Origin of the sequence: Streptomyces sp. NPDC002032, assembly GCF_042890765.1 — a bacterium.
GTDB lineage: Bacteria > Actinomycetota > Actinomycetes > Streptomycetales > Streptomycetaceae > Streptomyces.
Genome location: NZ_JBIASM010000003.1, coordinates 38,384 through 63,077, shown reverse-complemented (window position 1 = coordinate 63,077; position 24,694 = coordinate 38,384). Strand labels below are relative to the sequence as shown.

General features: G+C 73.3%; 26 protein-coding genes. 12 read left to right on the top strand and 14 right to left on the bottom strand.

All coding sequences use genetic code 11. From position 1 onward, the window contains the following. Positions 1-60: 60 nt before the first annotated feature. Positions 61-792, top strand: a complete 732-nt coding sequence (locus ACFYYT_RS08430; protein ID WP_351821396.1) for a hypothetical protein — start codon at positions 61-63, stop codon at positions 790-792. 71 nt (positions 793-863) lie between these two features. Here the strand turns inward: ACFYYT_RS08430 and ACFYYT_RS08425 are convergent, their stop codons facing one another. Further along, positions 864-1,286 carry a MarR family transcriptional regulator gene (locus ACFYYT_RS08425; RefSeq protein ID WP_351821399.1) on the bottom strand — a complete coding sequence of 141 codons (423 nt, stop codon included), beginning with the start codon at positions 1,284-1,286 and terminating at the stop codon, positions 864-866. Positions 1,287-1,396: 110 nt separating this feature from the next. On the opposite strand from ACFYYT_RS08425, the gene ACFYYT_RS08420 reads away from it, so the two are divergent. The 3 genes from ACFYYT_RS08420 to ACFYYT_RS08410 all read left to right on the top strand — a co-directional run bounded on the left by ACFYYT_RS08420 (position 1,397) and on the right by ACFYYT_RS08410 (position 3,853). Next, positions 1,397-2,419 carry an NADP-dependent oxidoreductase gene (locus tag ACFYYT_RS08420; RefSeq protein WP_351821402.1) on the top strand — a complete coding sequence of 341 codons (1,023 nt, stop codon included), beginning with the start codon at positions 1,397-1,399 and terminating at the stop codon, positions 2,417-2,419. Between the two features lie 64 nt (positions 2,420-2,483). Next, positions 2,484-2,909: an organic hydroperoxide resistance protein gene (locus tag ACFYYT_RS08415; RefSeq protein WP_351821405.1), complete on the top strand. Its 426-nt coding sequence runs from the start codon at positions 2,484-2,486 to the stop codon at positions 2,907-2,909. 98 nt (positions 2,910-3,007) lie between these two features. Next, positions 3,008-3,853, top strand: coding sequence for an EI24 domain-containing protein (locus tag ACFYYT_RS08410; protein ID WP_351821407.1), 846 nt, complete (start codon positions 3,008-3,010; stop codon positions 3,851-3,853). 52 nt (positions 3,854-3,905) lie between these two features. Here ACFYYT_RS08410 and ACFYYT_RS08405 read toward each other — a convergent pair whose 3' ends face one another. Beyond that, positions 3,906-4,625, bottom strand: a complete 720-nt coding sequence (locus ACFYYT_RS08405) for a carbon-nitrogen hydrolase family protein (protein WP_351821410.1) — start codon at positions 4,623-4,625, stop codon at positions 3,906-3,908. 190 nt (positions 4,626-4,815) lie between these two features. On the opposite strand from ACFYYT_RS08405, the gene ACFYYT_RS08400 reads away from it, so the two are divergent. Next, a complete protein-coding gene (locus ACFYYT_RS08400) occupies positions 4,816-5,463 on the top strand; it encodes a hypothetical protein (RefSeq protein WP_351821413.1) in 648 nt (215 codons plus the stop codon). Here ACFYYT_RS08400 and ACFYYT_RS08395 read toward each other — a convergent pair. After that, positions 5,453-6,052, bottom strand: coding sequence for a TetR/AcrR family transcriptional regulator (locus ACFYYT_RS08395; RefSeq protein ID WP_351821416.1), 600 nt, complete (start codon positions 6,050-6,052; stop codon positions 5,453-5,455). The two genes, ACFYYT_RS08400 and ACFYYT_RS08395, sit on opposite strands and share 11 nt — an antisense overlap. A 104-nt stretch (positions 6,053-6,156) precedes the next feature. Here ACFYYT_RS08395 and ACFYYT_RS08390 point away from each other — a divergent pair, with 104 nt between their 5' ends. Beyond that, a complete protein-coding gene (locus tag ACFYYT_RS08390; RefSeq protein WP_388607187.1) occupies positions 6,157-8,655 on the top strand; it encodes a beta-glucosidase in 2,499 nt (832 codons plus the stop codon). Positions 8,656-8,781: 126 nt separating this feature from the next. Here ACFYYT_RS08390 and ACFYYT_RS08385 read toward each other — a convergent pair whose 3' ends face one another. Then, the gene (locus ACFYYT_RS08385) at positions 8,782-9,681 is read right to left on the bottom strand and encodes an SGNH/GDSL hydrolase family protein (RefSeq protein ID WP_351821422.1); all 900 of its coding nucleotides are present in this window, start codon (positions 9,679-9,681) and stop codon (positions 8,782-8,784) included. 249 nt (positions 9,682-9,930) lie between these two features. On the opposite strand from ACFYYT_RS08385, the gene ACFYYT_RS08380 reads away from it, so the two are divergent. Beyond that, positions 9,931-10,425, top strand: a complete 495-nt coding sequence (locus ACFYYT_RS08380) for a DUF3145 domain-containing protein (protein ID WP_030160508.1) — start codon at positions 9,931-9,933, stop codon at positions 10,423-10,425. Positions 10,426-10,485: 60 nt separating this feature from the next. Here ACFYYT_RS08380 and ACFYYT_RS08375 read toward each other — a convergent pair whose 3' ends face one another. The 5 genes from ACFYYT_RS08375 to ACFYYT_RS08355 all read right to left on the bottom strand — a co-directional run bounded on the left by ACFYYT_RS08375 (position 10,486) and on the right by ACFYYT_RS08355 (position 15,378). Further along, entirely contained in the window at positions 10,486-11,751 is a 1,266-nt protein-coding gene (locus tag ACFYYT_RS08375) for a beta-ketoacyl-[acyl-carrier-protein] synthase family protein (RefSeq protein ID WP_351821425.1), read from the bottom strand. A 79-nt stretch (positions 11,752-11,830) separates the two neighbouring features. Then, positions 11,831-12,079, bottom strand: coding sequence for an acyl carrier protein (locus tag ACFYYT_RS08370; RefSeq protein ID WP_150519766.1), 249 nt, complete (start codon positions 12,077-12,079; stop codon positions 11,831-11,833). A gap of 56 nt (positions 12,080-12,135) precedes the next feature. Then, positions 12,136-13,140, bottom strand: a complete 1,005-nt coding sequence (locus ACFYYT_RS08365) for a ketoacyl-ACP synthase III (RefSeq protein WP_351821428.1) — start codon at positions 13,138-13,140, stop codon at positions 12,136-12,138. 19 nt (positions 13,141-13,159) lie between these two features. Then, positions 13,160-14,077 carry an ACP S-malonyltransferase gene (locus ACFYYT_RS08360; RefSeq protein WP_351821430.1) on the bottom strand — a complete coding sequence of 306 codons (918 nt, stop codon included), beginning with the start codon at positions 14,075-14,077 and terminating at the stop codon, positions 13,160-13,162. An 89-nt stretch (positions 14,078-14,166) separates the two neighbouring features. Then, positions 14,167-15,378 carry a helix-turn-helix domain-containing protein gene (locus ACFYYT_RS08355; RefSeq protein ID WP_351821433.1) on the bottom strand — a complete coding sequence of 404 codons (1,212 nt, stop codon included), beginning with the start codon at positions 15,376-15,378 and terminating at the stop codon, positions 14,167-14,169. 80 nt (positions 15,379-15,458) lie between these two features. Between ACFYYT_RS08355 and ACFYYT_RS08350 the strand changes: the two genes are divergently transcribed. Continuing rightward, positions 15,459-16,118 (top strand): pirin family protein, encoded by a 660-nt coding sequence (locus ACFYYT_RS08350; protein ID WP_351821435.1) that lies wholly within the window; start codon positions 15,459-15,461, stop codon positions 16,116-16,118. Here ACFYYT_RS08350 and ACFYYT_RS08345 read toward each other — a convergent pair. Continuing rightward, entirely contained in the window at positions 16,115-16,933 is an 819-nt protein-coding gene (locus tag ACFYYT_RS08345; RefSeq protein WP_351821539.1) for a serine hydrolase domain-containing protein, read from the bottom strand. The genes ACFYYT_RS08350 and ACFYYT_RS08345 overlap by 4 nt on opposite strands. 78 nt (positions 16,934-17,011) lie before the next feature. Between ACFYYT_RS08345 and ACFYYT_RS08340 the strand changes: the two genes are divergently transcribed. Further along, complete coding sequence (locus ACFYYT_RS08340; RefSeq protein ID WP_351821438.1) at positions 17,012-17,422, top strand: MerR family transcriptional regulator; 411 nt, start codon at positions 17,012-17,014, stop codon at positions 17,420-17,422. Continuing rightward, positions 17,419-18,441, top strand: a complete 1,023-nt coding sequence (locus tag ACFYYT_RS08335; RefSeq protein ID WP_351821441.1) for an aldo/keto reductase — start codon at positions 17,419-17,421, stop codon at positions 18,439-18,441. Before ACFYYT_RS08340 ends, ACFYYT_RS08335 begins: the two co-directional genes overlap by 4 nt. 78 nt (positions 18,442-18,519) lie before the next feature. Here ACFYYT_RS08335 and ACFYYT_RS08330 read toward each other — a convergent pair whose 3' ends face one another. The 3 genes from ACFYYT_RS08330 to ACFYYT_RS08320 form a co-directional block, all read right to left on the bottom strand. Further along, positions 18,520-19,374, bottom strand: coding sequence for a DUF4429 domain-containing protein (locus ACFYYT_RS08330; protein ID WP_351821443.1), 855 nt, complete (start codon positions 19,372-19,374; stop codon positions 18,520-18,522). A 95-nt stretch (positions 19,375-19,469) separates the two neighbouring features. Further along, positions 19,470-20,639, bottom strand: coding sequence for an alpha/beta hydrolase (locus ACFYYT_RS08325; RefSeq protein ID WP_351821542.1), 1,170 nt, complete (start codon positions 20,637-20,639; stop codon positions 19,470-19,472). A 215-nt stretch (positions 20,640-20,854) separates the two neighbouring features. After that, positions 20,855-21,547 (bottom strand): TetR/AcrR family transcriptional regulator, encoded by a 693-nt coding sequence (locus ACFYYT_RS08320; protein WP_351821545.1) that lies wholly within the window; start codon positions 21,545-21,547, stop codon positions 20,855-20,857. A 116-nt stretch (positions 21,548-21,663) separates the two neighbouring features. On the opposite strand from ACFYYT_RS08320, the gene ACFYYT_RS08315 reads away from it, so the two are divergent. Together ACFYYT_RS08315 and ACFYYT_RS08310 are read left to right on the top strand one after the other, a co-directional pair. Next, the gene (locus ACFYYT_RS08315) at positions 21,664-23,259 is read left to right on the top strand and encodes an MFS transporter (RefSeq protein ID WP_351821446.1); all 1,596 of its coding nucleotides are present in this window, start codon (positions 21,664-21,666) and stop codon (positions 23,257-23,259) included. 199 nt (positions 23,260-23,458) lie between these two features. After that, a complete protein-coding gene (locus tag ACFYYT_RS08310) occupies positions 23,459-23,854 on the top strand; it encodes a peptidase inhibitor family I36 protein (protein WP_351821449.1) in 396 nt (131 codons plus the stop codon). Here ACFYYT_RS08310 and ACFYYT_RS08305 read toward each other — a convergent pair. Beyond that, positions 23,835-24,677, bottom strand: a complete 843-nt coding sequence (locus ACFYYT_RS08305) for a potassium channel family protein (RefSeq protein WP_351821452.1) — start codon at positions 24,675-24,677, stop codon at positions 23,835-23,837. The two genes, ACFYYT_RS08310 and ACFYYT_RS08305, sit on opposite strands and share 20 nt — an antisense overlap. Positions 24,678-24,694 lie beyond the last annotated feature (17 nt).

Genomic DNA, 24,694 nt, shown 5'->3' with positions numbered 1-24,694 from the left:
CAGGATCCTTACGTTCCCGGAATACGGACGTTGCCGAGGAACGCATAGCCTGCGGACGCCATGAACTACTGCCCCGCCTGCCGCAGACACCTCAACGGCGCGCTCGCCTGCGCCGGGTGCGGAACCCCGGCCGAGTACCTGATGCCCGCCGCGCCGCCCGGCCCCGCCGAGGCGCAGCCACCGCAGCCCGCGCTGGCGGAGGTCTTCGCCGACTCGCTGGTGGTGCTGTCCTCGCCGCAGGGCGGCCGGGCCGGCAACCGCCGGCGGGCCGTGACCCAGCGCAGGCGCCGCCGGACCGTGCTGGCGGTCGGCCTGGGGCTGCTGCTCGCCACCGGGGGCTCGATGGCGGTGGCCCGGATCGTGACGGACGGCGGGGGCGTCGACCGCGCCGCCGAGGTGGTGCTGACCGACGACGCGGGCCCCAAGCGGCCCGATCCGCTGCCCAGCCTGGCCGGCGCACCCGCCGACCCTTCGGCCCCGCCGTCGGCGAAGGCCGCCGCCGGGGCGGCGAAGACGGCCGGGGCCGGGGGCGGGCCGAGCGGGTCCGCGCAGCCGGGGGAGGGGGCGAGCGCCTCCGCCTCGGCGTCGGCGGAGCCGTCGCAGAGTGCTTCCGGGAACGGTGCCTCCGTACGGCCCTCGAAGCCGGGGCAGCCCGCGCCCGGTCCCACCGGTACGGCGAAGCCGCCCGGTCAGACCCCGCAGCCGTCGGCGACCAAGCCCGCTCCGCCGGCGCCCAAGCCCACCCCGAAGCCGACCAAGAGCTGCGTGTTCTGGATCTTCGGCTGCTCCTGACGGGCGGCCCGGCGGCTGACGACCCGACGTACGGCCTGGCGTACGGCCCGACGGGCTGAGCCGGGGGCGTTTCAGGCCAGCATGCGCCTGAGCAGGTCCCGCAGGGCCGTGCGCTCCTCGGCCGACAGCCCGGCCAGCGGCTCGCGCGCGAAGTCCAGCGACTCGCGCAGCCGCTCCGAGGTCTGCAGCCCCTCCTCCGTGGGCGCGGCCAGCTTCACCCGGCGGTCGGCCGGGTCCGGGCGGCGTTCGACCAGGCCGCGGGTCTCCAGGCGGTCGACGATCCCGGTCACGTTCGAGGGCTCGCAGCGCAGCTTCCGCGCGATGCGGCGCATGGGGAGCGGCTCCAGCGACAGCATGGTCAGCACCCGGGCCTGGGCGCCGGTGAGCTGGTGGCTGGCGGCCGCGTCCTCGTACTCCATGTGGTAGCGGGCCACGACGTCGCCGATGAGTTCGACGACCTCGACGGTCACTGGGTCTGCGCGACGACTGGGCATGCATCCAGCGTACCCATTTACTTGACAACATGAAATATCCAGGCGCATGGTTGTTTCACCTAGTGAAGTATCTGCCGTCCCGTACGGCTCCCTCGCCCCAGGAGTTCCGCATGTCTCAGATCCCCGCCGTCAGCCGCGAGTGGCACCTCGTCCGCCGTCCGCAGGGCTGGCCGGTCGCCGAGGACTTCGCCCTGCGCGAGGCCCCCGTCTCCGCCGAGCCCGCCCCCGGCCGGATCCTGGTGCGCAACCTCCACATGTCCGTGGACCCCTACATGCGCGGCCGGATGAACGACACCAAGTCCTACATCCCGCCCTTCCAGCTCGACGAGCCGATGCAGGGCGGTGCGGTCGGCGAGGTCGTCGCCTCCGCCGCCGAGGGCTTCGCGGTCGGCGACCACGTCCTGCACCACCTCGGCTGGCGCGAGTACGCGGAGCTCGACGCGCAGCACGCCACCAAGGTCGACGCCTCCCTCGCCCCGCTCTCCGCCTACCTCGGCGTCCTCGGCATGCCGGGCCTGACCGCCTACGCCGGACTCTTCGAGGTGGCCTCCTTCAAGGAGGGCGACGCCGTGTTCGTCTCCGGCGCGGCCGGTGCCGTCGGCAGCCTCGTCGGCCAGTTCGCGAAGATCAAGGGCGCCTCCCGGGTGATCGGCTCCGCCGGCTCGGACGAGAAGGTGACGCTGCTCACCGAGAAGTACGGCTTCGACGCCGCCTTCAACTACAAGAACGGCCCCGTCGCCGAGCAGCTGCCCGCCGCCGCCCCCGAGGGCATCGACGTCTACTTCGACAACGTCGGCGGCGACCACCTCGAAGCGGCCATCTCCGCCCTCAAGGTGCACGGCCGCGCCACCCTGTGCGGTGCCATCGCCGGCTACAACGACACCGAGGCCGCCCCCGGCCCGCGCAACCTGATGATGGTCATCGGCAAGCGCCTGCGCCTCCAGGGCATCCTGGTCGGCGACCACGCCGGGCTCCAGCAGCAGTTCGTCCAGGACGTGGCCGGATGGCTGTCCTCCGGTGAGCTGCGCTACGACGAGACCGTCGTCGAGGGCGTGGAGAACGCCACCGACGCCTTCCTCGGAATGCTGCGCGGGGACAACACCGGAAAGATGATCGTTTCTTTCACCGGTTAGGCTCACTCCACACCGTCGCGATCGTGGGCGCGCATCGCGGCGATTCATCTGGAGGATCTTCTTCATGTCCATCACGCAGTCCGACGTCGCGTACACCGCTGTCGCCACCGCCGAGAACGGCCGTGACGGCCGCGTCGCCACCGACGACAAGCAGCTCGACGTCGTCGTGAACCCGCCGAAGGAGCTCGGCGGCAGCGGTGCGGGCACCAACCCGGAGCAGCTGTTCGCCGCCGGCTACAGCGCCTGCTTCCAGGGCGCCCTCAGCGTCGCGGCCCGCAACGAGAACGTCGACGTCGCCGGTTCCACCGTGACCGCCGAGGTCGGCATCGGCAAGAACGACGAGGGCTTCGGCATCATCGTCAAGATCACGGCTTCGATCCCGACCGTGGACGCCGCCACCGCCAAGGACCTGGTCGAGAAGGCCGACCAGATCTGCCCCTACTCCAAGGCGACCCGCGGCAACATCACGGTCGAGCTCAACGTCGCCTGACCCGCACCGCACCGCACCGCATCGCACGCCGCGTCTGTGGCGTGACAGTGACGGCCGCACCCCCCGGGGTGCGGCCGTCGCCGTTTAAACTGGGCCGCATGCGTGATCTTGTGGGGGGATTCCGGTATCTGCTGGCCGGACAGGGATGGGTGTTCCGCAACGGCCGCTGGCTGGGCTTCGGCCTGCTGCCGGGCCTGGTCTCGCTGCTGCTCTACGCGGCCGCCCTGACCGGCCTCTTCTACGGCGCCGACGACTTCACCGCCTGGGCCACGCCCTTCGCCTCCGACTGGTCCTCGCCCTGGCTCGGCCTCTTCCGCGGGTTCCTGACCGCGCTGGTCGTCTCCCTCGGGCTGTTCCTGACGGTGATCACCTTCACCGCCGTGACCCTGCTCGTCGGCCAGCCCTTCTACGAGTCCCTCTCCGAGCAGGTCGACCGCAGCGAGGGCGGCGAGGTCCCCGAGTCGGGGCGCTCGCTCTGGGAGGACCTGTGGATCTCCGCCCGGGACAGCCTGCGGCTGCTGGTGCGGGTGCTGCTCTACGGGATCCTGCTGTTCGCCCTCGGGTTCGTCCCGGTCGTAGGCCAGAGCGTCGTCCCGGCGATCGGGTTCTGCGTCTCGGGCTTCTTCCTCACCCAGGAGCTCACCTCCGTCGCCCTCCAGCGCCGCCGGGTCGACCTGGACGAGCAGCTGGCCCTGCTGCGCGGACGGCGCGCGCTGGCGCTCGGTTTCGGGGTGCCGCTGGTGCTGGTGTTCCTGATCCCGCTGGTCGCGGTCTTCCTGATGCCGGGTGCGGTGGCGGGGGCGACCCTGATGGTGCGGGACCTGACCGGCGCGGACGGGTCCGCGGACGGTCCCGGGGAGGAGCCGGAGGGGGAGGCGGGTCCGGAGCGGCCCGCGCGGGCCCCGGCGGGCGGGTTCGGTCCGCCGCCGCCCTCGTTCCCGTAGCCGCCGGCGCCGCATCCGGCCCGGTCACCGGGCGCGGCCCGGCCGGGGGCGCTCAGGGTGCGGGCGCGATGTCGGCGACGGCCACGCCCGGGGCGCGGTCGTCGGCCTCGGCGAGCAGCCCCCCGCCCGGCGCCCACACCGCCGAGCGGCCGCAGCCCGTCCACGGGCCCGCCGGGCCGGTGTGGTTGGCGAGGACCACGTAGAGGCCGTGCTCCGCCGCGATCCCGGGGTACACGCTCGCCCGCTCGGCGATCCCGCCGCCCGTGCCGTACAGGGAGCTCGCCAGGTGCACCCGGCAGCCGTCGGCGGCGGCCCGGCCGGTCAGCTCCGGGAAGTGGTTGTCGAAGCAGACGCCGAGCGAGAAGCGGATCCCGCCGAGCTCGAAGCGCCCGTCGGCCGTGCCCGGGGCGAACACGTCCCGCTCGTGCCGGAACAGGTGCCGCTTCGCGTACGTCGTCACGTGCGCGCCGTCCGCGTCGAACACCAGGGTCGCGAGGGCCGGCAGCGGCCCGCCGGTGCGCACCGCGGCGTTGACGGCGGTCGCGGTCCCGGCGGAGCGGACCGGGTCCAGGCGCGGGTCGTCGGCGCCGTCCAGCCACAGGCCGGGGTCCCCGGCCAGCGCGGGCAGCTCGTAGCCGGTGAGGGCGAGCTCCGGGAACACCACCAGCGCGGCCCCCTCGTCGCGGGCCCGGACGGCCAGGGCGGCGGTCAGGGCGGCGTTGGCGGGGACGTCGGCGGGGACGCAGGTCAGCTGCGCGGCGGCGATCCTCATGGCCCCAGGGTGACAGGATCCGCGCACCGGGACGGCCGCGGGGGTCGACGTCCGGGCCCTCGGCCACGATGCTGGAACGGCACACCCGCATCCGGCACGTGACGGGGGGTCATGCCGTGGAGGGTCATGTCATCGGGGGTCAGGGCGCTCGGGGCGCTCGGGGTGGTCACGGCGCTCGGGGTGGCCGGCGGTGACGGCGCCCGGCTGGCTGTACCCGGTCCTCACCGCCGCCTTCCTGGTCCTCGCGTACCGCACGGTGCGCACCAGCGGCGCCGGGCTGCGGGTGGCCGTGGCGTTCATGGCCGTACTGAACGCGGGGCTGCTGTGGCTGCTGTGGGAGACGGGGCCGCCCTGGTCGGTGCCGGTGGTCGCGGCGGTCTCCCTGGTGGCGGCCGTGGTGAACCTGCGCGCCGCCGCGCTCGCCCTGATGGCCCGGATCGAACGGATCGACCTGGCCGGGTTCCGCTCCCTCGTGGAGACCGTGGCGCAGGCGCCGGGGCCGCAGGTGATGGGCGTCTGCGCGCTGCACACCGGCACGGTGGCGCTGACCGCCTTCGGTGACGACGCCCGGCCCGAGGGGCGGCAGTTCCACCTGCCGCCCGGCGCCCACTGCCCGCTGTGCCTGGTGGAGGACCAGATGCGGGACTTCCTCGTGGAACCGGAGCCGCTGCTGCGGGAGTACCGGGCCCATCTGCGGGCGGGCAGCAGCCGCCACCTGCTGATCAAGCGCCGCTCGCCGGAGGATCCCTGGACGGGCCGGCTGCGCGACCGGGCCTTCTACCGGGTCCCGGAGGTGCGCCCGCCCTGCCCGGTCCACGACCCGCTGTTCACTCCGTAGCGGCGCCGGGGGCCGGGGCGGCCGGGCCCCGCAGGAGGGTGAGGAAGGCGCGGAACGCGGCCGGCATGTCCACCGCGTCGGGGGCGAGCAGCCACTGGTACTGGAGGCCGTCCATGACCGCCGTCAGCAGCGGGGCGGCCTGCTCCGGGGTGAGGCCGGAGGGCAGTCGTCCGCCGAATTCGGCGCGCAGCACCGCGGCCATCTCCCCCCGGACCTGGGCGTACCGCTCGGTGAAGAACTCCCGCGCCGGGTGGCCGTCGGTGACGCTCTCGCCGAGCAGCGCCGAGAAGGTCTGCACGATGCCGGGCCGCATGGCGTTGTACTCCACCAGCGAGTCCAGCAGGTCCAGGCGCCAGGTGCCCGCGGAGGCGCGCGAGCCGCCGCCCGTGTCCCAGCGGTCGCGTTCCTCCAGGACGGCCACCAGCAGGGCCTCCTTGGTGGGGAAGTAGTGCAGCAGCCCCTGCTGGGTGAGGCCCACGCGCTCGGCGACGGAGCTCAGCGACGCTCCCCGGTAGCCGCGCTCCGCGATCACCTCGACGGCCGCGCGGACGATCTCACCGCGCCGTTCCTCGCTCTTCGCCCTGGCCATCGCCCGGCACTCCTTCCGTTTCGTACTCGCCAGAAGGACCGTACGACATATGGATATCACGAAAAGATCACAACCCCTACCGGTCTACAGGTAACAGGTCCACGATGGGGGCACCAGACGCACCGCACCGCACCCAACGAGGAGGCACGGCCGTGACCGATGCCGATCAGTCCCGCGACCGGATCCGCGAAGACGCCGTGGAAACGGCTCTCGGCAAGCTGGATCTCGACACCAAGACCCGTCTCCTGGCGGGCCAGGACATGTGGTCCCTGCCGGCCCTCCCCGGGATCGGCCTCGGTTCCCTGGTGATGTCCGACGGGCCCATCGGCGTACGGGGCGTCCGCTGGAGCGCCGACGACCCCTCTGTCGCCCTGCCCTCCCCGAGTGCGCTCGCCGCGTCCTGGGACCCCGGGCTCGCCCGCCGCGCCGGCCGGCTGCTCGCCCAGGAGGCCCGCCGCAAGGGCGTCCACGTCGTCCTCGCCCCCACCGTCAACCTGCACCGCACCCCGCTCGGCGGGCGCCACTTCGAGTGCTATTCCGAAGACCCCTGCCTGACCGGGGCCATCGGCGCGGGCTACGTCAACGGGGTCCAGGACGGCGGGGTCGGCACCACCGTCAAGCACTTCGTCGCCAACGACGCCGAGACGGAACGCTTCACCGTCGACTGCGTCATCGCCCCCCGGCCGCTGCGCGAGCTGTACCTGGCGCCCTTCGAGGCCATCGTCGCGGGCGCCCGCCCCTGGGGCGTCATGACCTCCTACAACCGGGTCAACGGCACCTCGATGACCGAGAACCAGTACCTGGTCAACGAGGTCCTGCGCGGCGAGTGGGGCTTCGACGGCTACAACGTCTCGGACTGGATGGCCGCCCGCTCCACCACCGCGGACATCCTCGGCGGCCTCGACGTGGCCATGCCCGGCCCGCAGACCGTCTACGGGCCCGCCCTCGCCGCCGCCGTCCGCGCCGGGGAGGTCCCCGAGGCCGCCGTCGACGGGGCCGTGCGCAACGTCCTGCGCCTCGCCGCCCGTGCCGGCCTGCTGGACGGCGCCCCCGCCGCGGTCTCCGAGCCGCCGGCGGAGCTCGACGGGCAGGCCCTGGCCCGCGAACTGGCCGTCCGCGGCTTCGTCCTCGTGCGCAACGCCGGAGGCGCCCTGCCGTTCGACCCGGCTGCCCCGCGCTCCGTCGCCCTCTCCGGCGCCGCCGCCCGCGACGCCCGCGTGCTCGGCGGCGGGTCCGCGACCGTCTTCCCCGAGCGGGTGGTGTCCCCGCTCGACGGGCTCACCGCCGCGCTCCCCGAGGGCGCGCTCAGCTACAGCGTCGGGGCCGACCCGAGCGAGGAACCCGTCCCCGCCGACAAGGGCTTCGAGCTGCGCGCCGTCTGCCGCGACGCCTCCGGGACCGTCCTGGGCGAGGGCGGCCTGCCCAGCGGCCAGGTCCAGTGGATCGGCGACGACCTGCCCGAGGGCGCCACGTACGAGACGATGGCGAGCATCGAGGTCACCGGCACCTTCGTGCCACGCGAGAGCGGCGAGCACACCTTCGGCACCCGCGGACTGGGCGCCTTCACCCTCGCCGTCGGCGGCCGGACCCGGTGGGAGGGGGTCCAGGAGATGGGCGGCGAGGCTGACCCCTTCGAGGCCTTCTTCGGCGCCCCCCGCGAGCGCGCCCGGCTGTTCCTGACCGAGGGGGAGCCCGTCGAGGTCTCGCTGACCTACCAGGTGCCCGACATGAGCGCGCTCCCGCTCAAGGCGATCATGTTCTCCCTGCTCCACCTCGGCCCGCGGCTCGACCCCGACGAGCTGATCGCGCAGGCCGCCCGGGCCGCCCGGGAGGCCGACACCGCCGTCGTGGTCGTCGCCACCACCGACCGCGTGGAGTCCGAGGGCTACGACCGCCGCGACCTCACCCTCCCGGGCCGCCAGGACGACCTCGTGCGCGCCGTCGCGGCCGCCAACCCGAACACCGTGGTCGTCGTCAACGCCGGCTCCCCGGTCGAGATGCCCTGGCGCGAGGACGTCGCGGCCATCCTGCTCACCTGGTTCCCCGGGCAGGAGGGCGGGGCCGCGCTGGCCGACGTGCTCCTCGGACACGCCGAGCCGGGCGGACGCCTGCCCACCACCTGGCCCGCCGCCCTCGCCGACGCGCCCGTCACCGAGGTCATCCCCACCGACGGGCGCCTGGAGTACGAGGAGGGCCTCTTCATCGGCTACCGGGCCTACGAGAAGCACGGCGTGACCCCCGCCTACCCCTTCGGGCACGGCCTCGGCTACACCGACTGGGCCTACGAGTCCCTCGAAGTCACCGCCGACACGGCCCGGGTGCGCCTGACCAACACCGGTACCCGGCCGGGCCGCGAGGTGGTCCAGATCTACCTGGCACCCGTCGCCGACGCCGTCCCGCGCCCCGCGAGCTGGCTGGCGGCCTTCGCGGGCGTCGCGGCCGGCCCCGGCGAGAGCGTCGAGGTGCGGATCCCGCTGCCCGCCCGCGCCTTCGAGATCTGGGACGAGACCGCGCACGGCTGGCGGCGGATCGGCGGGACGTACGAGGTCCGCGCGAGCCACTCGCACGCCGACACCCGGCTCTCCGCCACCCTCGACCTGTGACCCGCCCGGCGGTCCGCTGACCGGCGCGACACGCCGTAGGGCCGACATGGCCGGATAACGACCATGAAAACGGCCGGTGGACCGGACCGGGGGCGGGCCCTGACACCCGCCCCCGGTCCCTCGGCGTCAACGCGGGGGCTGGGCCGCCGTCACCTGTCGGTGCGCCAGTTCCGCGAGCCGCGCCTGCCCGTCCCGGCCCGGGTGGAACCAGTCCCAACGGCTCAGCTGCTCCGAGGAGAAGGGGTACTGGAAGACGGCGCCGCCGTCGTAGCGGCACAGCTCGTCCTTCGCGCACACCTCGCGCAGCACCTCGTTGTACTCGACCACCCGCGCCCGCACCTTCTCCCGGCGGGCCGTCGCGGCCTCGGCCCCCGACAGCGGGTCGGCCAGCATGGACTGACAGATCCCCAGCTTCCAGACCTGCCGCACCATCGGGGCGTCCTTGCCCTGTTCCCACAGCCGCTGGAGGTCCGGCACCGAGGACACGTACACCTGGGAGGCCGGCGAGGCCGCCCGCAACTGCCCCAGGGCCCGCTCGAACGCGGCCCGGAAATCGGCCACCGAAGTCATCGAGGAAACCGTCGGCCGGCAGGCGTCGTTCGAGCCCACCATGACCGTGACCAGGCCGGGCTTGTGCTGCGCCGCCGCGGTCAGCTGTCCCGCGAGGTCCGCCATCCGCGCGCCGGTCACCGCGTAGTTCCAGCTGTGCGCGGGCACCTCGGCCTCGCCGAGCAGCCGGGCCGCGAGGGACCGCACCGCGGGATCGCCGCCGGTGGCCCAGGACACCTCCGGACAGTCGGCCAGCACCGAACAGGCGTCGAAACCGCGGGTGATGGAATCCCCGACGGCCGCGACCGACGTGGGCGCGGTGTTCCAGCGCGGGGCCGCGGCCCGCGGCCCCCGCTCGCCCCCGGACGCCGGCTCGCCCGAGTCGCAGCCCGTGACCGCCGCGGCCAGCAAGGCCACCGCCATGCCCGCCCCCGCGACGGTCCGGCGCACGCTGCGGCGCGGAGCGGTGGTGCGCATCGCGTGGTCCCTCCCTCGTCGTCCCCGTCCTTCCGGGGGCGTCCTGCTGAGTGAATGCTCTGTCTTTACGGGCCTGGGAGCGACCGTACGTCACACCAGGACCCCCGGCGCACGGTAGCTTTTTCCCGTGGCGTTTCGGCCGCAGGTGCCGCTACGCAATGTCAAATAATTTCCGTTACATTACATCACGTCACATACTGTCCGTTTTCTGGAGTTTATTCCCGACCTCGTCCCACACTGGAGGTCCCGGTGACGACACGTGGAGTTCTGTACGTGCATTCCGCACCGCGCGCGCTCTGCCCGCATGTGGAATGGGCTGTTGCGGGCGTGCTCGGGGTGCGGGTGAACCTCGACTGGATCCGGCAGCCCGCCTCCCCCGGCACCTGGAGAGCCGAGTTCTCCTGGCAGGCAGAGGCGGGAACCGCCTCGAAACTCGCCTCCGCCCTGCGCGGCTGGCATCTGCTCCGCTTCGAGGTGACCGCCGAACCCTGCCCCACCGCCGAGGGGGAGCGCTACAGCTCGACCCCGGAGCTGGGCATCTTCCACGCCGTCACCGGCATGCACGGCGACATCCTGATCCCCGAGGACCGGCTGCGCGCCGCGCTCGCCCGGTCGGCACGCGGCGAGACCGACCTGGAGGCGGAGATCGCCAAACTGCTCGGCAAGCCCTGGGACGACGAACTGGAGCCCTTCCGCTACGCGGGCGAGGGCGCCCCGGTCCGCTGGCTGCACCAGGTCGTCTGAGCCCGGCGACGCGAAAGGCCCACCCGGAGTCCGGGTGGGCCTTCGTCGCGTTCGGAACCGCTACACGCTGCGGAACGCCAGGGTCACGTTGTGACCGCCGAACCCGAAGGAGTTGTTGATCGCGGAGATCGGGCCGTCGACCGGCAGCTTGCGCGGCTCGCCGCGCACGATGTCCGCGTCGATGTCGTCGTCCAGCTCGTCGACGTTGATCGTCGGCGGAGCGATCCGGTGGTACAGCGCCAGCACGGTCGCGACGGTCTCGATGCCGCCCGCACCGCCCAGCAGGTGACCGGTCATCGACTTGGTCGCGGAGATCGCGATGTGGTCGAGGTCGGCGCCCAGGACCTTGCGCAGGGCCTTCAGCTCGGCCGTGTCACCCTGCGGGGTGGACGTGGCGTGCGCGTTCAGGTGCACCAGCTCGGACGTGTCCAGGTTCGTGTTGTCGAGCAGGTTCTGCACGGCCGCCGCGACACCGCGGCCCGTCGGCTCCGGCTGCGCGATGTGGTGGCTGTCCGCGGACAGACCCTGGCCCAGCACCTCGCAGTAGACCCGGGCGCCGCGCGCGGCGGCGTGCTCGGCGGACTCCAGCACCACGACGCCCGCGCCCTCGCCGAGGACGAAGCCGTCACGGCCCTTGTCGTACGGACGCGAGGCACCCGTCGGGTTCTCGTTGTTCTTGGACATCGCCATCATGTTGGCGAACGCCGCGATCGGCAGCGGGTGGATGGCCGCCTCGGTGCCGCCGGCGACGACCACGTCGGCACGGCCCGTACGGATCATCTCGACGGCGTAGCCGATGGCCTCGGCACCGGACGCGCACGCGCTGACCGGGGTGTGCACACCGGCGCGGGCGTTGACCTCCAGGCCGACGTTGGCCGAGGGGCCGTTCGGCATGAGCATGGGGACGGTGTGCGGGGAGACCCGGCGCACGCCCTTTTCCTTCAGTACGTCGTACTGGTCGAGCAGGGTGGTGACGCCGCCGATGCCGGAGGCGATCACGGTGCCCAGCCGCTCCGGGGCGATGGACGCGTCCTCGCCGGCCGGAGCGGTGTAACCCGCGTCGGCCCAGGCCTCGCGGGCCGCGATGAGGGCGAACTGGGCGGAGCGGTCGAGCTTGCGGGCCAGCGGGCGGGGCAGTACCTCGCTCGGGTCCACGGCGGCCTGTGCGGCGATGCGTACCGGCAGTTCGGCGAAGCGCTCGCCCTCCAGGGGCGAAACGCCGGACCGGCCGGCGAGCAGACCTTCCCAGGTCGAAGCGCTGTCGCCACCCAGCGGAGTGGTTGCGCCGATACCGGTGACGACCACGGTGCGATTGGTCGGGCTCACAGGAATTCTTTCTCCACGTCTCAGGGGGTGCTGAATTGTCACGGCGCCACCGCCAGGTGGCGACAAACGCTCGTCAGGCTCAGGCCTGGTGCTTCAGGATGTAGTCAGCGGCGTCGCCGACCGTCTTGAGGTTCTTGACGTCCTCGTCCGGGATCTTCACCTCGAAGCGCTCTTCGGCGGCGACGACGACCTCGACCATGGACAGCGAGTCGACGTCCAGGTCGTCGGTGAAGGACTTGTCCAGCTGGACGTCCTCCTGCGGGATGCCGGCGATCTCGTTGACGATCTCCGCGAGACCTTCGAGGATCTCTTCCTGCGTGGCGGCCATGTGGCGCTCCTTCTGTAGCTAACTGGATGAATCAGGGCCGGAACGGGTCCCGTGCCCTAGGGGAGGGTAACGACCGTCGCGGCGTAGACGAGCCCCGCCCCGAAGCCGATGACGAGCGCCGTGTCGCCGCTCTTCGCCGCTCCGGTCGCCAGGAGCCGCTCCATGGCGAGCGGGATCGAGGCGGCCGACGTGTTGCCGGTGGTTTCCACGTCACGGGCGACCGTGACGTGTTCCGGCAGCTTCAGAGTCTTCACCATCGAGTCGATGATCCGCATGTTCGCCTGGTGCGGAATGAAGACGTCCAGGTCTTCCGCGGTGATCCCGGCCGCGTCGAGCGCCTGCTGGGCCACCTTGGCCATCTCGAAGACGGCCCAGCGGAAGACCGCCTGACCCTCCTGCGTGATGGCCGGGAACTTCTCGCCGCCGTCCTTGCCGAGGTACTCGTCCCACGGCACGGTCTGCTTGATCGTCTCGGACTTGTCGCCCTCGGAACCCCAGACCGTGGGGCCGATGGCCGGCTCGTCCGAAGGACCGACGACCACGGCGCCGGCACCGTCACCGAACAGGAAGGCCGTCGCGCGGTCCTCCAGGTCGGTCAGGTCCGACAGCCGCTCGACACCGATGACGAGGACGTACTGCGCCGACCCCTCGACCACCAGGCCCTTGGCGAGGGTCAGGCCGTAACCGAAACCGGCACAGCCCGCGGAGATGTCGAACGCGGCGGGCTTGCCCGCGCCGATCCGGTGCGCGATCTCGGTCGCGACGGCCGGGGTCTGCTTGAAGTGCGAGACCGTCGAGACGATCACCGCACCGATCTGCTCCGGGGAGACCCCGGCGTCCGCGAGCGCCTTCCCGGAGGCCTCCACGGACATCGCGGCGACCGTCTCCTGGGGCGAGGCCCAGTGCCGGGTCGCGATGCCGGAACGGGACCGGATCCACTCGTCGGACGAGTCGATCGTCTCCAGGATGACCTCGTTGGGCACCACCCGGGTCGGGCGGTAGCCGCCGACACCGAGGATGCGGGCGTACGGGGAGCCCTTGGCCGGTTTGATCTTCGACATGCTGTGTGGGCTCCTTCTCTCAGGCCTGCTGCTCGGCGAGGAGCGCCGCGGCCTTGTCGAGATCGTCCGGGGTCTTCAGAGCCACGTTCGGAACGCCCTTCAGCGCCCGCTTGGCCAGACCCGTCAGGGTGCCCCCGGGAGAGAGCTCGACGATCCCGGTGACGCCCAGATCGGCGAACGTCTCCATGCACAGGTCCCAGCGGACCGGGTTGGCCACCTGGCCGACCAGGCGGGCGACGACATCGGCGCCCTTCTCGACGACGAGGCCGTCCCTGTTCGAAACGTACTTCAGCGTCGGGTCCGCCGGGGCGAGGGCCTCCGTGGCCTTCTGGAGCGCCGCGACCGCGGGCGTCATGTGGTGCGTGTGGAAGGCGCCCGCGACCTTGAGGGCGACGACCTTCATGGAACCCTCGGGCTTGTCGGCCACGAGGGCGGCGATCTGCTCCGCGGTGCCCGCGGCCACGATCTGTCCCGCGCCGTTGATGTTGGCCGGGGTCAGCCCCAGCTTCTCCAGGTGCGCGAGGACCACGTCCTGGTCGCCGCCGAGGACCGCGGCCATGCCGGTCTCGGTGACGGCGGCGGCGTCGGCCATGGCCAGACCGCGGGTGCGGACGAAGGACAGCGCCTCCAGCTCGGAGAACACGCCCGCGTACGCGGCGGCGGTGATCTCACCGACGCTGTGACCCGCCACCGCGCCGAAGGCGTCCGGCGCGCCGAGCGCGGTCGCCGACAGGAGACCGGCCGCGACCAGCAGCGGCTGGGCCACGGCCGTGTCGCAGATCTCGTCCGCGTCGGCGTTCGTGCCGTAGTGGGCAAGGTCGAGCCCGATGGCGTCCGACCACCCGGCGACGCGTTCGGCGGCACCGGGGAGTTCGAGCCAGGGAGTCAGGAAGCCGGGCGTCTGAGCGCCTTGGCCGGGAGCGACGAGTACGAGCACCCTCACACTCTCTCTTGTGGACGGTCCCCGCCGCCCGTGGGGACAGGGACGAAGAACCGTCGGGCTAATTGTTGATGTCCGACAAAAGTCTAGGACTGCGGATCCCCGTCGGCCAGACGCCCCAGGATCAGGGCGATCCGCAGCGTGAAGGCCGAACGCACGTCGGAGGGTGACCAGCCGGTGACGTCGGTCACACGTCGGAGCCGGTAGCGCACCGTGTTCGGGTGCACGAACAGCATCCGCGCCGCCCCCTCCAGGCTGCTCGCCTGCTCCAGATACACGCTCAGCGTCTCCAGCAGAGCGGAACCGGCCTCTTCGAGCGGTCTGTAGATCTCCTCCACCAGCTGCTCCCTGGCCGAGGGATCCGAGGCGATGGCGCGCTCCGGCAGCAGATCGTCCGCCAGCACCGGCCGGGGCGCGTCCTGCCAGGCCGTGCAGGCCTTCAGCCCGGCCGCCGCCGCCTGCGCCGACTTCGTCGCGTTCAGCAGGTCCGCCACCACGGGCCCGGCCACCACCGGACCCGCCGCGAACGGCCCGATCAGCGACTTGGCCACCTGCATCGGGTTGTCGCTGCCGCCCGCGATGACCACCAGCCGGTCGCCCAGCACGCCGGTCAGCACCTGGAGCTTGTGGTGGCGCGCCGCGCGCCGGATCGCCTCGACCGTCAGCTCGCTGTCCCCTTCCGGGGCGGTGCCCAGCACCACGCACACGTGCTCCGGCGAGTTCCAGCCGAGCGCCGCGGCCCGCGACAGGGCGCCCTCGTCGGCCTCGCCCGAGAGCACGGCGTTGACCACCAGCGACTCCAGCCGGGCGTCCCAGGCACCGCGCGCCTCGGCGGCCTGCGCGTAGACCTGGGCGGTCGCGAAGGCGATCTCCCGGGCGTACACCAGCAGCGCCTCGCGCAGGATGGACTCGTCGCCCGGGGCCGCCACCTCGTCGATCGCGGTCTCCATGACCTCGATCGTCGTACGGACCATCTCGACGGTCTGGCGCAGGGTGATCGCCCGGGTCAGCTCGCGCGGAGCCGTCCCGAAGACGTCCGTGGAGATGGCCTGCGGGGTCTCCGGGTGCCGGAACCACTCCGTGAACGCGGCGATGCCGGCCTGGGCGACCAGGCCGATCCACGACCGGTTCTCCGGCGGCATCGCCCGGTACCACGGCAGGGTCTCGTCCATCCGCGCGATGGCGTTGGCGGCGAGCCGGCCGGAGGACTTCTCCAGCCGCCGCAGCGTCGCGCCGTGCGGGTGGGCCGGATGCGCGGGACGGGTCTCGGGGGACTGCTCACGTTCGGGTTGGGGCACGGGACAAGACTGCCTTATCGGCGCCCCGGCGCGGACTCGGGTCCACGGCCGGTCTCCCGCCGGGAGCTACCGTGACCCCCATGATTGATGTACGCCGCGCCGCCGACCGGTACGAGGGAGGGGACCCGGGCGCCGGGATCAGCACCCGCCACGCCTTCTCCTTCGGGTCCTTCTACGACCCGGACAACATCCGCTTCGGCCCGGTGCTGGCCTGCAACGAGGAGCGCCTCGCCCCCGGATCCGGCTTCGACGAGCACCCGCACAGCCACACCGAGATCGTCACCTGGGTGCTGGAGGGCGAACTGACCCACCAGGACGGCATCACCGGCGAGAGCGGCCTGGTGCGGCCCGGCGACGTCCAGCGGCTCGGCGCCGGAGCCGGGGCGCGGCACGTGGAGCGCAACGACGGCGCGGCCCCGCTGCGGTTCGTGCAGACGTGGCTCGCGCCGCTGACGCCGGGCGGGGAACCCTCGTACGAGGTCGTACGGGGCCTCGCGGACGGCACCCCCTACGAGGTCCCGCGGGCCGGCGCCGTGCTGCACGTGCGGCGGCCGGGCGCGGGCGAGCGGGTCCCCGTACCGGCGGCGGAACGGGTCTACCTGCACGTGGTGCACGGGGACCTGCGGCTCGACGGGGCCGAGCTGGGCCCGGGGGACTCGGCGCGGATCACCGGCGAGAGGGGCCTGGAGATCACCGCCGGGTCCCCGGGCGAGCTGCTGATCTGGGAGCTTCCGCTCTAGGCGGCGCGCAGCTCGGCCAGGACCGCGTCGGTGAAGGGGGTCCAGGCCTCCACCGCCCAGGGGCCGAAGGCGCGGTCGGTCAGCGCCACGCAGGCGGCGCGGGCGTCCGGGTCCACCCACAGGAAGGTGCCGGACTGGCCGAAGTGGCCGAAGGTGCGCGGGGAAGAGGTGGTGCCCGTCCAGTGCGGGGATTTGCCGTCGCGGATCTCCAGCCCGAGGCCCCAGTCGTTGGGGGACTGGTGCCCGTAGCCGGGCAGCACGCCCTTGAGGCCCGGGTGCACCACGGAGGTGGCCTCGGCGACGGTGCGGACGTCCAGCAGCCGGGGCGCCTGGAGCTCGGCGGCGAAGCGCACCAGGTCGCGGACGCTGGAGACGCCGTCCTTGGCGGGGGAGCCCTCCAGGGTGCTCGCGGTCATGCCCAGCGGCTCGAAGACGGCCTGGTGGAGGTATTCGGCGAAGGGGATTCCGGTGGCCTTCGCGAGGTGGTCGCCGAGCACCTCGAAACCGGCGTTCGAGTACAGCCGGCGCTGTCCGGGCGGACCCATCACGCGGTGCTCGTCGAAGGCCAGGCCGCTGGTGTGCGCGAGGAGGTGACGGACCGTCGACCCCTCGGGGCCGGCCGGTTCGTCCAGCTCGACCGCCCCCTCCTCGTACGCGACGAGGGCGGCGTACGCGGTGAGCGGCTTGGTGACCGAGGCCAGCGGGAAGCGGTGGTCCAGCGGCCCGTGGGAGCCGGCCAGGCTCCCGTCGGCGCGCACGACGGCCGCGGCGGCGGTCGGTACCGGCCAGCTCTCGACGGTGCGCAGGCTTTCCAGCGTGTTTCCGGGCTCCAGGCTCTCCATGCCGCCGAGCCTACTTGCTTGGAGTGCACTCCAGGGTTTTAGCGTGGAGCCATGAGCCAGAGCCTGACGCAGATGCAGACGCAGACGCGGTACACGATCAGCGAGGTCGAGGCCCGGACCGGTCTGACCCAGCACACGCTGCGCTGGTACGAGCGGATCGGCCTCATGCCGCATGTGGACCGCTCCCACTCGGGCCAGCGCCGGTTCACCGACAAGGACCTCGGCTGGCTGGCCTTCGTCGGCAAGCTGCGCGCCACCGGGATGTCGGTGGCGGACATGGTCCGCTACGCGGAACTCGTCCGCGAGGGCGACCACACGGTCGACGAGCGCCGTGAACTGCTGGAGCACACCCGCCGCGAGGTGCGGGCCCGGATCGCCGAGCTGTCCGACGCGCTCGGCGTCCTGGACTACAAGATCGAGATGTACGCGCTGAACACGGTCGCGGGGAAGGCACGGTCATGACGGAGCACACCACCATCGAGCGGGTGGAGCTGGGCAGGGGAGGCCCCGTCGTCGGGGTCCAGGGGCTCGGCTGCATGGGCATCAGCGAGTTCTACGGGGACACCGACGAGGCGGCGGCGCGGGCGACCCTGGACGCGGCGCTGGCCGCCGGGGTGACCCTCTTCGACACCGCGGACGCCTACGGGCGCGGGGCGAACGAGGAGTTCCTCGCGCCGTTCGTCGCCGCTCACCGGGACGAGATCACCCTCGCCACGAAGTTCGCCATCGAGCGCACCGACGACCCCGCCCACCGGGGCATCCGCAACGACCGGGCGTACGTCCGCCGGGCCGTCGAGGGCAGCCTGCGGCGGCTCGGGGTGGACGTGATCGACCTGTACTACATGCACCGGCGCGACCCGGCCGTGCCGTTCTCCGAGTCCGTCGGCGCCATGGCCGAGCTGGTGCGCGAGGGCAAGGTGCGCCACCTGGGGCTCAGCGAGGTCACCGGGCCGGAACTGCGCGAGGCGTACGCGGTGCACCCGATCGCGGCGCTCCAGTCGGAGTGGTCGCTCTTCAGCCGGGACGTGGAGCGCAGCGCGGTCGGGGCGGCGGCGGAACTGGGCGTGGCCTTCGTGCCGTACTCCCCGCTCGGGCGGGGCTTCCTGACGGGGTCCTTCGCGGACGCCGCCGCCGAGCTGCCGGCCGACGACTACCGGCGCCACCAGCCCCGCTTCACCGGGGTCAACGCCAAGGCCAACGCGGCGCTGCTGGACCCGGTCCGGGAGATCGCGCGGGCGCACGGGGCCAGCCCGGCGCAGGTGGCGCTGGCCTGGGTGCAGCAGCGGGCGGCGGTGCACGGGCTGCCGGTGGTCCCGATCCCGGGCACCCGCAGGCCCGGCCGGGTCGCGGAGAACACCGCGGCGACCCGGATCACGCTGAGCGGGCCGGAGCTGGCGCTGCTGGAGCCGGTCGCGGGCCGGGTCGCGGGGGACCGCTACCCGGACATGACCTTCAGCTCGGCGGCGCGCGAGGAGGGCTAGCGGCGGGAGCGGGCGGCGGGGTCGGGCGGCGCCGGGTCGGGCAGCGCCGGGGTCGGCGGCGGCGGGATCCGGGAGGGCCTACGCGTCCGCGGAGAGGCGCTCGCGCAGGGCCTCGTACTCCGAGTCGGTCAGCAGGCCCGCGCCGTAGAGCTCGCTCAGGTGCCGCAGGCGGGCGGCCTCGGCGGAGCGGGCGCGGGGCAGCGAGGCCACCGGGGTGCGGGCGCGCAGGGCCGCGAGGACGGCCGCCGCGAACGGCAGGGACTCGTGGACGGCCCCGTAGCCGATCCCGAACACGGCGGCGGCCAGGTCGTGGTCCGCGCGGGGGTCGCCGACCCCGGGGGCGGGGTCCCGGGGCAGCAGGCGCAGGTGCCCGATGCCCGGGCGCTCGGGGGAGACCCACTCGACGCCGGACAGGGCGGTCAGCGCGAACCGCTGGTCGCCCGCCCGCCACTTGGTGCTGGAGGCGCCGGTGCGCGACCACTGGAAGGTGACGGCCGAGCCGTCGAAGCCCACCCGGGCGTCGTACGCCTTCAGGTGCAGCGGTGGCTGCGGGACGTCGACCAGGAAGTGGTCACAGGGCTCGGCCGCCCCGGGGTCCAGCCGCTCGCGCAGCGCGTCGGCGAATTCCCCGGCCTGCGCCGCCCGGTCCCCGGGCAGGGTCAGCCGGTAGGGGTCGCAGACCTCCTTCAGCTGCCCGGCGGCAGCCTCCATCAGCGGATCCGCCCCCGCACGCGGCACGGCGCGCAGCACCACCGCGTCGCGCCGGCCCCCGGTCACCTCCACGCTCACCCCGGACAACGCTTCCAGGGGGATCCGCCGCTCGCCCAGCGCGTGCCAGAGCCGTGGCGTCCGTATCCCCCGTGCGAAGCGGATGAGCACCGAGTCCGAGTCGAACTCCCAGACGGCATGATTTCCGGCCAGTACGTCACCCATGCGGCACATCGTAGAGGGACGCACCCCTGCGCGTCCCCCTCGTCGGCCATGCCGTTTTTCCGTCTGCGACGCCCGCGGGCCGGAGGCGGTGGCCCTCAGGGGCCTTGGGTGCCGGAAATTCCGCGTCGGCAGTCGTCGGCGCCGCTCGCACACGCGACGGAACCGAAGGCGCCGGTTCCGATCTTGGCGAAGTTGTCCAAGGAGGCGGTCCCTGGCTCGAAATAACCGGTATGGCTCCTGGCCCCGGCCGAGGACAGCACCCGGGCCCCGAACGCCGCGGAGACCGGATCCGCGCCGTGCCCCAGCCCGCCGAACTCCAGGTGCGGTACGTCGGCGATCCAGTCGCCCTCGTCCCGCATGGCCCAGACCCGCGCGGAGGTGTGCAGTTCGGCCGCGTTCCCGGCGCGCATGCCGGGGCTGCCGGCCACCACCACGTCCGTCACCCGGCCCGGCAGCCTGTGCGCGGCCACCCCGCACACCACGGAGCCGTAGCTGTGGCAGAACAGGGCCACGCTGGCGTCCCCGGGCAGGGCCGCGGCCAGCGATTCCAGCCGCGCGGCGCCCAGGACGGCGAGCCGGCCGGTCGCGGCGTCCACGCCGAGGCCGGTGGGCGCGGTGTAGCCCGCCCAGGCGATGACGGCGCTGGAGGCGCCGGGCGCGGCCGCGCGCTCGGCCTCGTACAGGGACTGCGCCATGCCGACGGGGGCGGTGAGGCGGCGCTGGCTGCGCTCGAAGGTCACGGCGTCGGTGTCGACGCCGGGCACGATCACCGAGACCCGGCGGGCGGCGGCGAGGTTGCCGAACACCTCGGCCGCGAGGCCGGAGCCGGTGGGGTCGAAGACGAGGATCTGCCGGCCGGGCTCGGCCAGCGACTCGAAGCGGTGGGCGCGGCGTATCGCGGCCGCCCGGTCGGACGGGGTCAGCGCGACGTCCTTGCCGCGGGCCTCCTCGACCCGGGCGGCCTGGGTCAGGGCGGCGCGGTTGGCCCGGTAGCGGGTCTCGGCCGGGGCCCCGTCGAGGTTGCCGACCACGAGCGGGTAGCCGTCGGCGAGCCGGGACCGCTGGGCGGCGTCGAGACCGGCGAAGAAGCGCGAGACCGTCCGTACGGGGGAGTCGGCCGCCGGTACGGGCCGTCCGTCGATCCGGGCCACGGCCCACGCCGCGAGCGCGAGGGCGCGCGGCGCGGCCGGCGTCTCGGGGCGGTGCACGGCGGTCCAGCCGGTCGTCGCCAGCATCAGGAAGACCACGGCGAGCGCGAGCATCATGCGCAGGGCGGCCGGACGTACGGAGACGTCGTCGTCGGCGGAGTGGGCGGGGTGGCCGGGCAGGTTCACTGGAGCCAGCGTAGGAGACCGGTCGAGCCCGTGGCGCTCCGGGTGACCGGTCTCACGGCCGTACGTGGAGGCACCGCCCCTCCGGTCACGGTGGGTTGCCGGCCGCCCCCGTCGGCGCGGCGTCCGCCCCGCGGGACGCGCCGCGCTCAGCCCGCGGCGGGGGCGGCCGCGCCCGCGGGCCGGGGCCCGCGCCAGTCGGCCGCGAGGGCCGGGCCGATCTGGTCGAGGTAGGTCTGCGTCATCCGCCGGATGGCGGCGACGCTCGCGTCCTCGCCCTGCCCCCACAGCCGGCCGGTGACGCGCATCACCCCGCAGAACGCGGCCACGGCGACCCGGGGGCGGGGGTCGGCGTCGACGTCCAGGCCCTCGCGGGCGGCGATCAGCCGGGCGATCCGCTCCTCCAGCTCCGTGGAGCGCCGCAGGTGCACGGCGAGCAGGGCCGGGGTGGACTCGATCAGCTGGTAGCCCCGCATGTACAGGTCCACGGGGACCACCTCGGAGATGGCCTCCTCGACGGTGTCCCAGGCGGCGAGCACCGCGGCGCGCATGGCGGCGAAGGGCCCCTCGGCGGCGGGCCGGGCCCGCAGGGCGGCGACGAAGTGCGACTCGACGAGGTCCTGGACGGCGAAGGCGACCTCCTCCTTGTTCGCGAAGTAGCGGAAGAAGGTGCGCTGGGAGACGTCCACGGCATCGGTGATCTCGTCGACGGTGGTCCGTTCGAAGCCCTGCGAGACGAACAGGAGCAGGGCGGAGCGCAGCAGGGCGTCCCGGGTGCGCCGCTTCTTGCGTTCGCGCAGTCCGGCCGCCGGGGCGGCCGGTGCCGGCCGCAGGTCGGTCATCACCATGGCTCCCTTCTGACGCTGAGTGAGCGGTCAGGGTACCTGTGACCGAGCTGACAGCGACCGTCTCGCTAAGCCGTCTGTGAAGTGTCAGTCGCTGTCACTAACCTGGCGGTATGACGAGTCAGATCACCCTCGCCAAGGAATCGGACCCCTCGCGCGGCCGCACCGGACGGCGCGGTCATCCATGGCTCACCCTCTTCGCCGTGGCGATCGGGGTCATGATGGTCACCCTCGACGGCACCATCGTCGCCGTCGCCAACCCCGCGATCCAGAAGGACCTCGGCGCCAGCCTCGCCGAGGTGCAGTGGATCACCAACGGCTACCTGCTGGCCCTCGCGGTCTCCCTGATCACCGCCGGAAAGCTCGGCGACCGCTTCGGACACCGCCAGACCTTCCTCATCGGCATCGCCGGCTTCGCGCTCTCCTCCGCCGCGATCGGCCTGTCCTCCGGCGTCGGCCTGGTCATCGGCTTCCGCGTCGCCCAGGGCGTCTTCGGCGCCCTGCTGATGCCCGCGGCCCTCGGCCTGCTGCGCGCCACCTTCCCCGCCGGGAAGCTCAACATGGCGATCGGGATCTGGGGCATGGTCATCGGCGCCTCGACCGCGGCCGGGCCCATCGTCGGCGGTCTGCTCGTCGAGCACGCCAGCTGGCAGTCCGTCTTCTTCATCAACGTGCCCGTCGGCGTCGTCGCCCTGCTCTTCGGGCTGTTCGTCCTGCTCGACCACCGCGCCGAGAAGGCCCCGCGCTCCTTCGACGTCATCGGCATCGTGCTGCTGTCGGGCGGGATGTTCTCGTTGATCTGGGCCCTGATCAAGGCGGCCGAGTGGGGCTGGGGGGACACCAGGACCCTGCTCTTCCTGGGCGCCTCGGCCGTCTGCTTCGCGGTGTTCGCCGTCTGGGAGTCCAAGGTCGCCGAGCCGCTGATCCCGCTGGGGATGTTCCGCTCGGTGCCGCTGTCCGCGGGCACCGTGCTGATGGTCCTGATGGCCTTCGCCTTCATGGGCGGGCTCTTCTTCGTCACCTTCTACCTGCAGAACGTGCACGGCATGAGCCCGGTCGACAGCGGCCTGCACCTGCTCCCGCTCACCGGCATGATGATCATCGGCTCGCCGCTGGCCGGCGCCGCCATCACCAAGGCGGGCCCGCGCCTGCCGCTCGTCGCCGGGATGGTCGCCACCGCCGTCGCCTGCTTCGGGATGGCCCGGCTCACCCCGGGCACCGGCACCCTCACCATGTCGCTCTGGTTCGCCCTCCTCGGCCTCGGGCTGGCGCCCGTCATGGTCGGCGCCACCGAGGTCATCGTCGGAAACGCCCCGCTGGAACTCTCGGGTGTGGCCGGCGGCCTCCAGCAGGCCGCCATGCAGGTCGGCGGAAGCCTGGGCACCGCGGTCCTCGGCGCGGTCATGGCGGCCCGGGTCGGTCACACTTTCGGGGACAACTGGGAGAAGGCGCAGCTGCCCCCGCTCACCCCGGAGCAGCTGGACCTGGCGCAGAAGGGCGTCCAGGTCGGCATCGCCCCGGTGCCGCCCGGCGCCCCCGAGCCGGTGGCCCGGGCCATCGCGGCCGTCGCCCACGACACCTTCGTCTCCGGGATGAGCACGGCCTTCACCGTCGCGGGCCTCGTCGCCGTCGTCGCCGCGGTGGTGGCCTGCTTCACCAGGCGCGGGGAGCACCACGCCGCCGCCGGTGCGGGAGCGGCCCACATCTGAGCCGCCCGCCCGGCCGTTACCACCGGGTCAACCGCACGCCCGACGCAGCCCCGCCGGATGGTTCCGGCGGGGCTGTCGCCTATCAGGGTGGACCCGCCCGCAGCCCCTTCCGCCCGGCCGTCGCCGCAGGTCAGCGTGGTGCCACGAAGCCTTCGGAAACCGTCCGGGGCCCGTCTCGTCAACGAGGAGCCGAACCGTCATGCGTACGTGGACCACCGCTCGTGCCACCACCCTCGCCGCCGCCCTGCTGGCGGCCACCGCCCTGATCCCGGCCACCGCCACCGGGGCCCACGCCACCGGCGCCCGGGCCGCCGCCGCGCCGGCCTGTGCCACGGGGGAGCTGTGCCTGTGGACCAAACCGGACTTCAAGGGGACCAAGCAGGTCTACGACCTCAGCACCCTCACCATCAACAGCTGCACCGCGCTCCCCGCCGGCACCTACCAGTCCCTCATCAACCGGACCGGGCGCCCCGTGACCACGTACCAGTCGGACGTGTGCGCGGAGACCGGGGAGTTCCAGACCTACCCCGGCGACGGGGTCCTGTTGCCCCAGTCCCCCTACCAGGTCAGGGCGTTCAAGGTGTGGGAGACGTAAGCCCCGCCTGACCGGCGCGGGCGGCGGTGGCGGCGGCCTGGGCGGGCATCGCCTCCGCCTCCTGCTCCGGGCCGCCGCCGCTGCTGCCGCCTCCGCCTCCGCCTCCGCCGAGCCGGGCCACCTCGTCCCGCAGCGCCCGCACCTCCTGCTGGAGCTCCCGGATGGCCGCCAGCTGGAGCCGCTCCACCTGGTCGTCCCGCTCGAAGCGGGCGATGAACCAGGCGGCGATGTTGGCCGTCACCACACCCAGCAGGGCGATCCCCGACAGCATCAGCCCGACCGCCACGAGGCGCCCGAGCCCCGTGGTGGGGGAGTGGTCCCCGTACCCGACCGTGGTCATGGTGGTGAAGGACCACCACACCGCGTCGCCCAGGTTCTTGATGTTGCCGTGGGGGGCGTCCCGCTCCACGCTCAGCACCGCCAGCGAGCCGAACATCAGCAGCCCCACCACGGCCCCGGCCACGTACGTGGTCAGCCGGACCTGCGGAGCCATCCGGGCCCGGCGCCCCACCAGCATCAGCGTGGCCACCAGCCGCAGCAGCCGCAGCGGCTGGACCAGCGGCAGCACCACCGCCGCCAGGTCCAGCCAGTGCGTCCGCACGAACACCCGGCGGTCCGCCGCCAGCCCGAGGCGGACCAGGTAGTCGACCGCGAACGCGGCCCACACCACCCACTCCGCGTGCGTGCACGCCCGGTGCACGCTCCCGTCCGCGTCGGGCGCGACGATGGGCACGGCGTAGGCGACGGCGAAGGCCACGGCGAGCACCAGCAGCGGAACCTGCGTACGGCGCTCCCACCGCGCCTGACGGGAGGGTTGCTTCATGCCCAGCATCGTAAAGA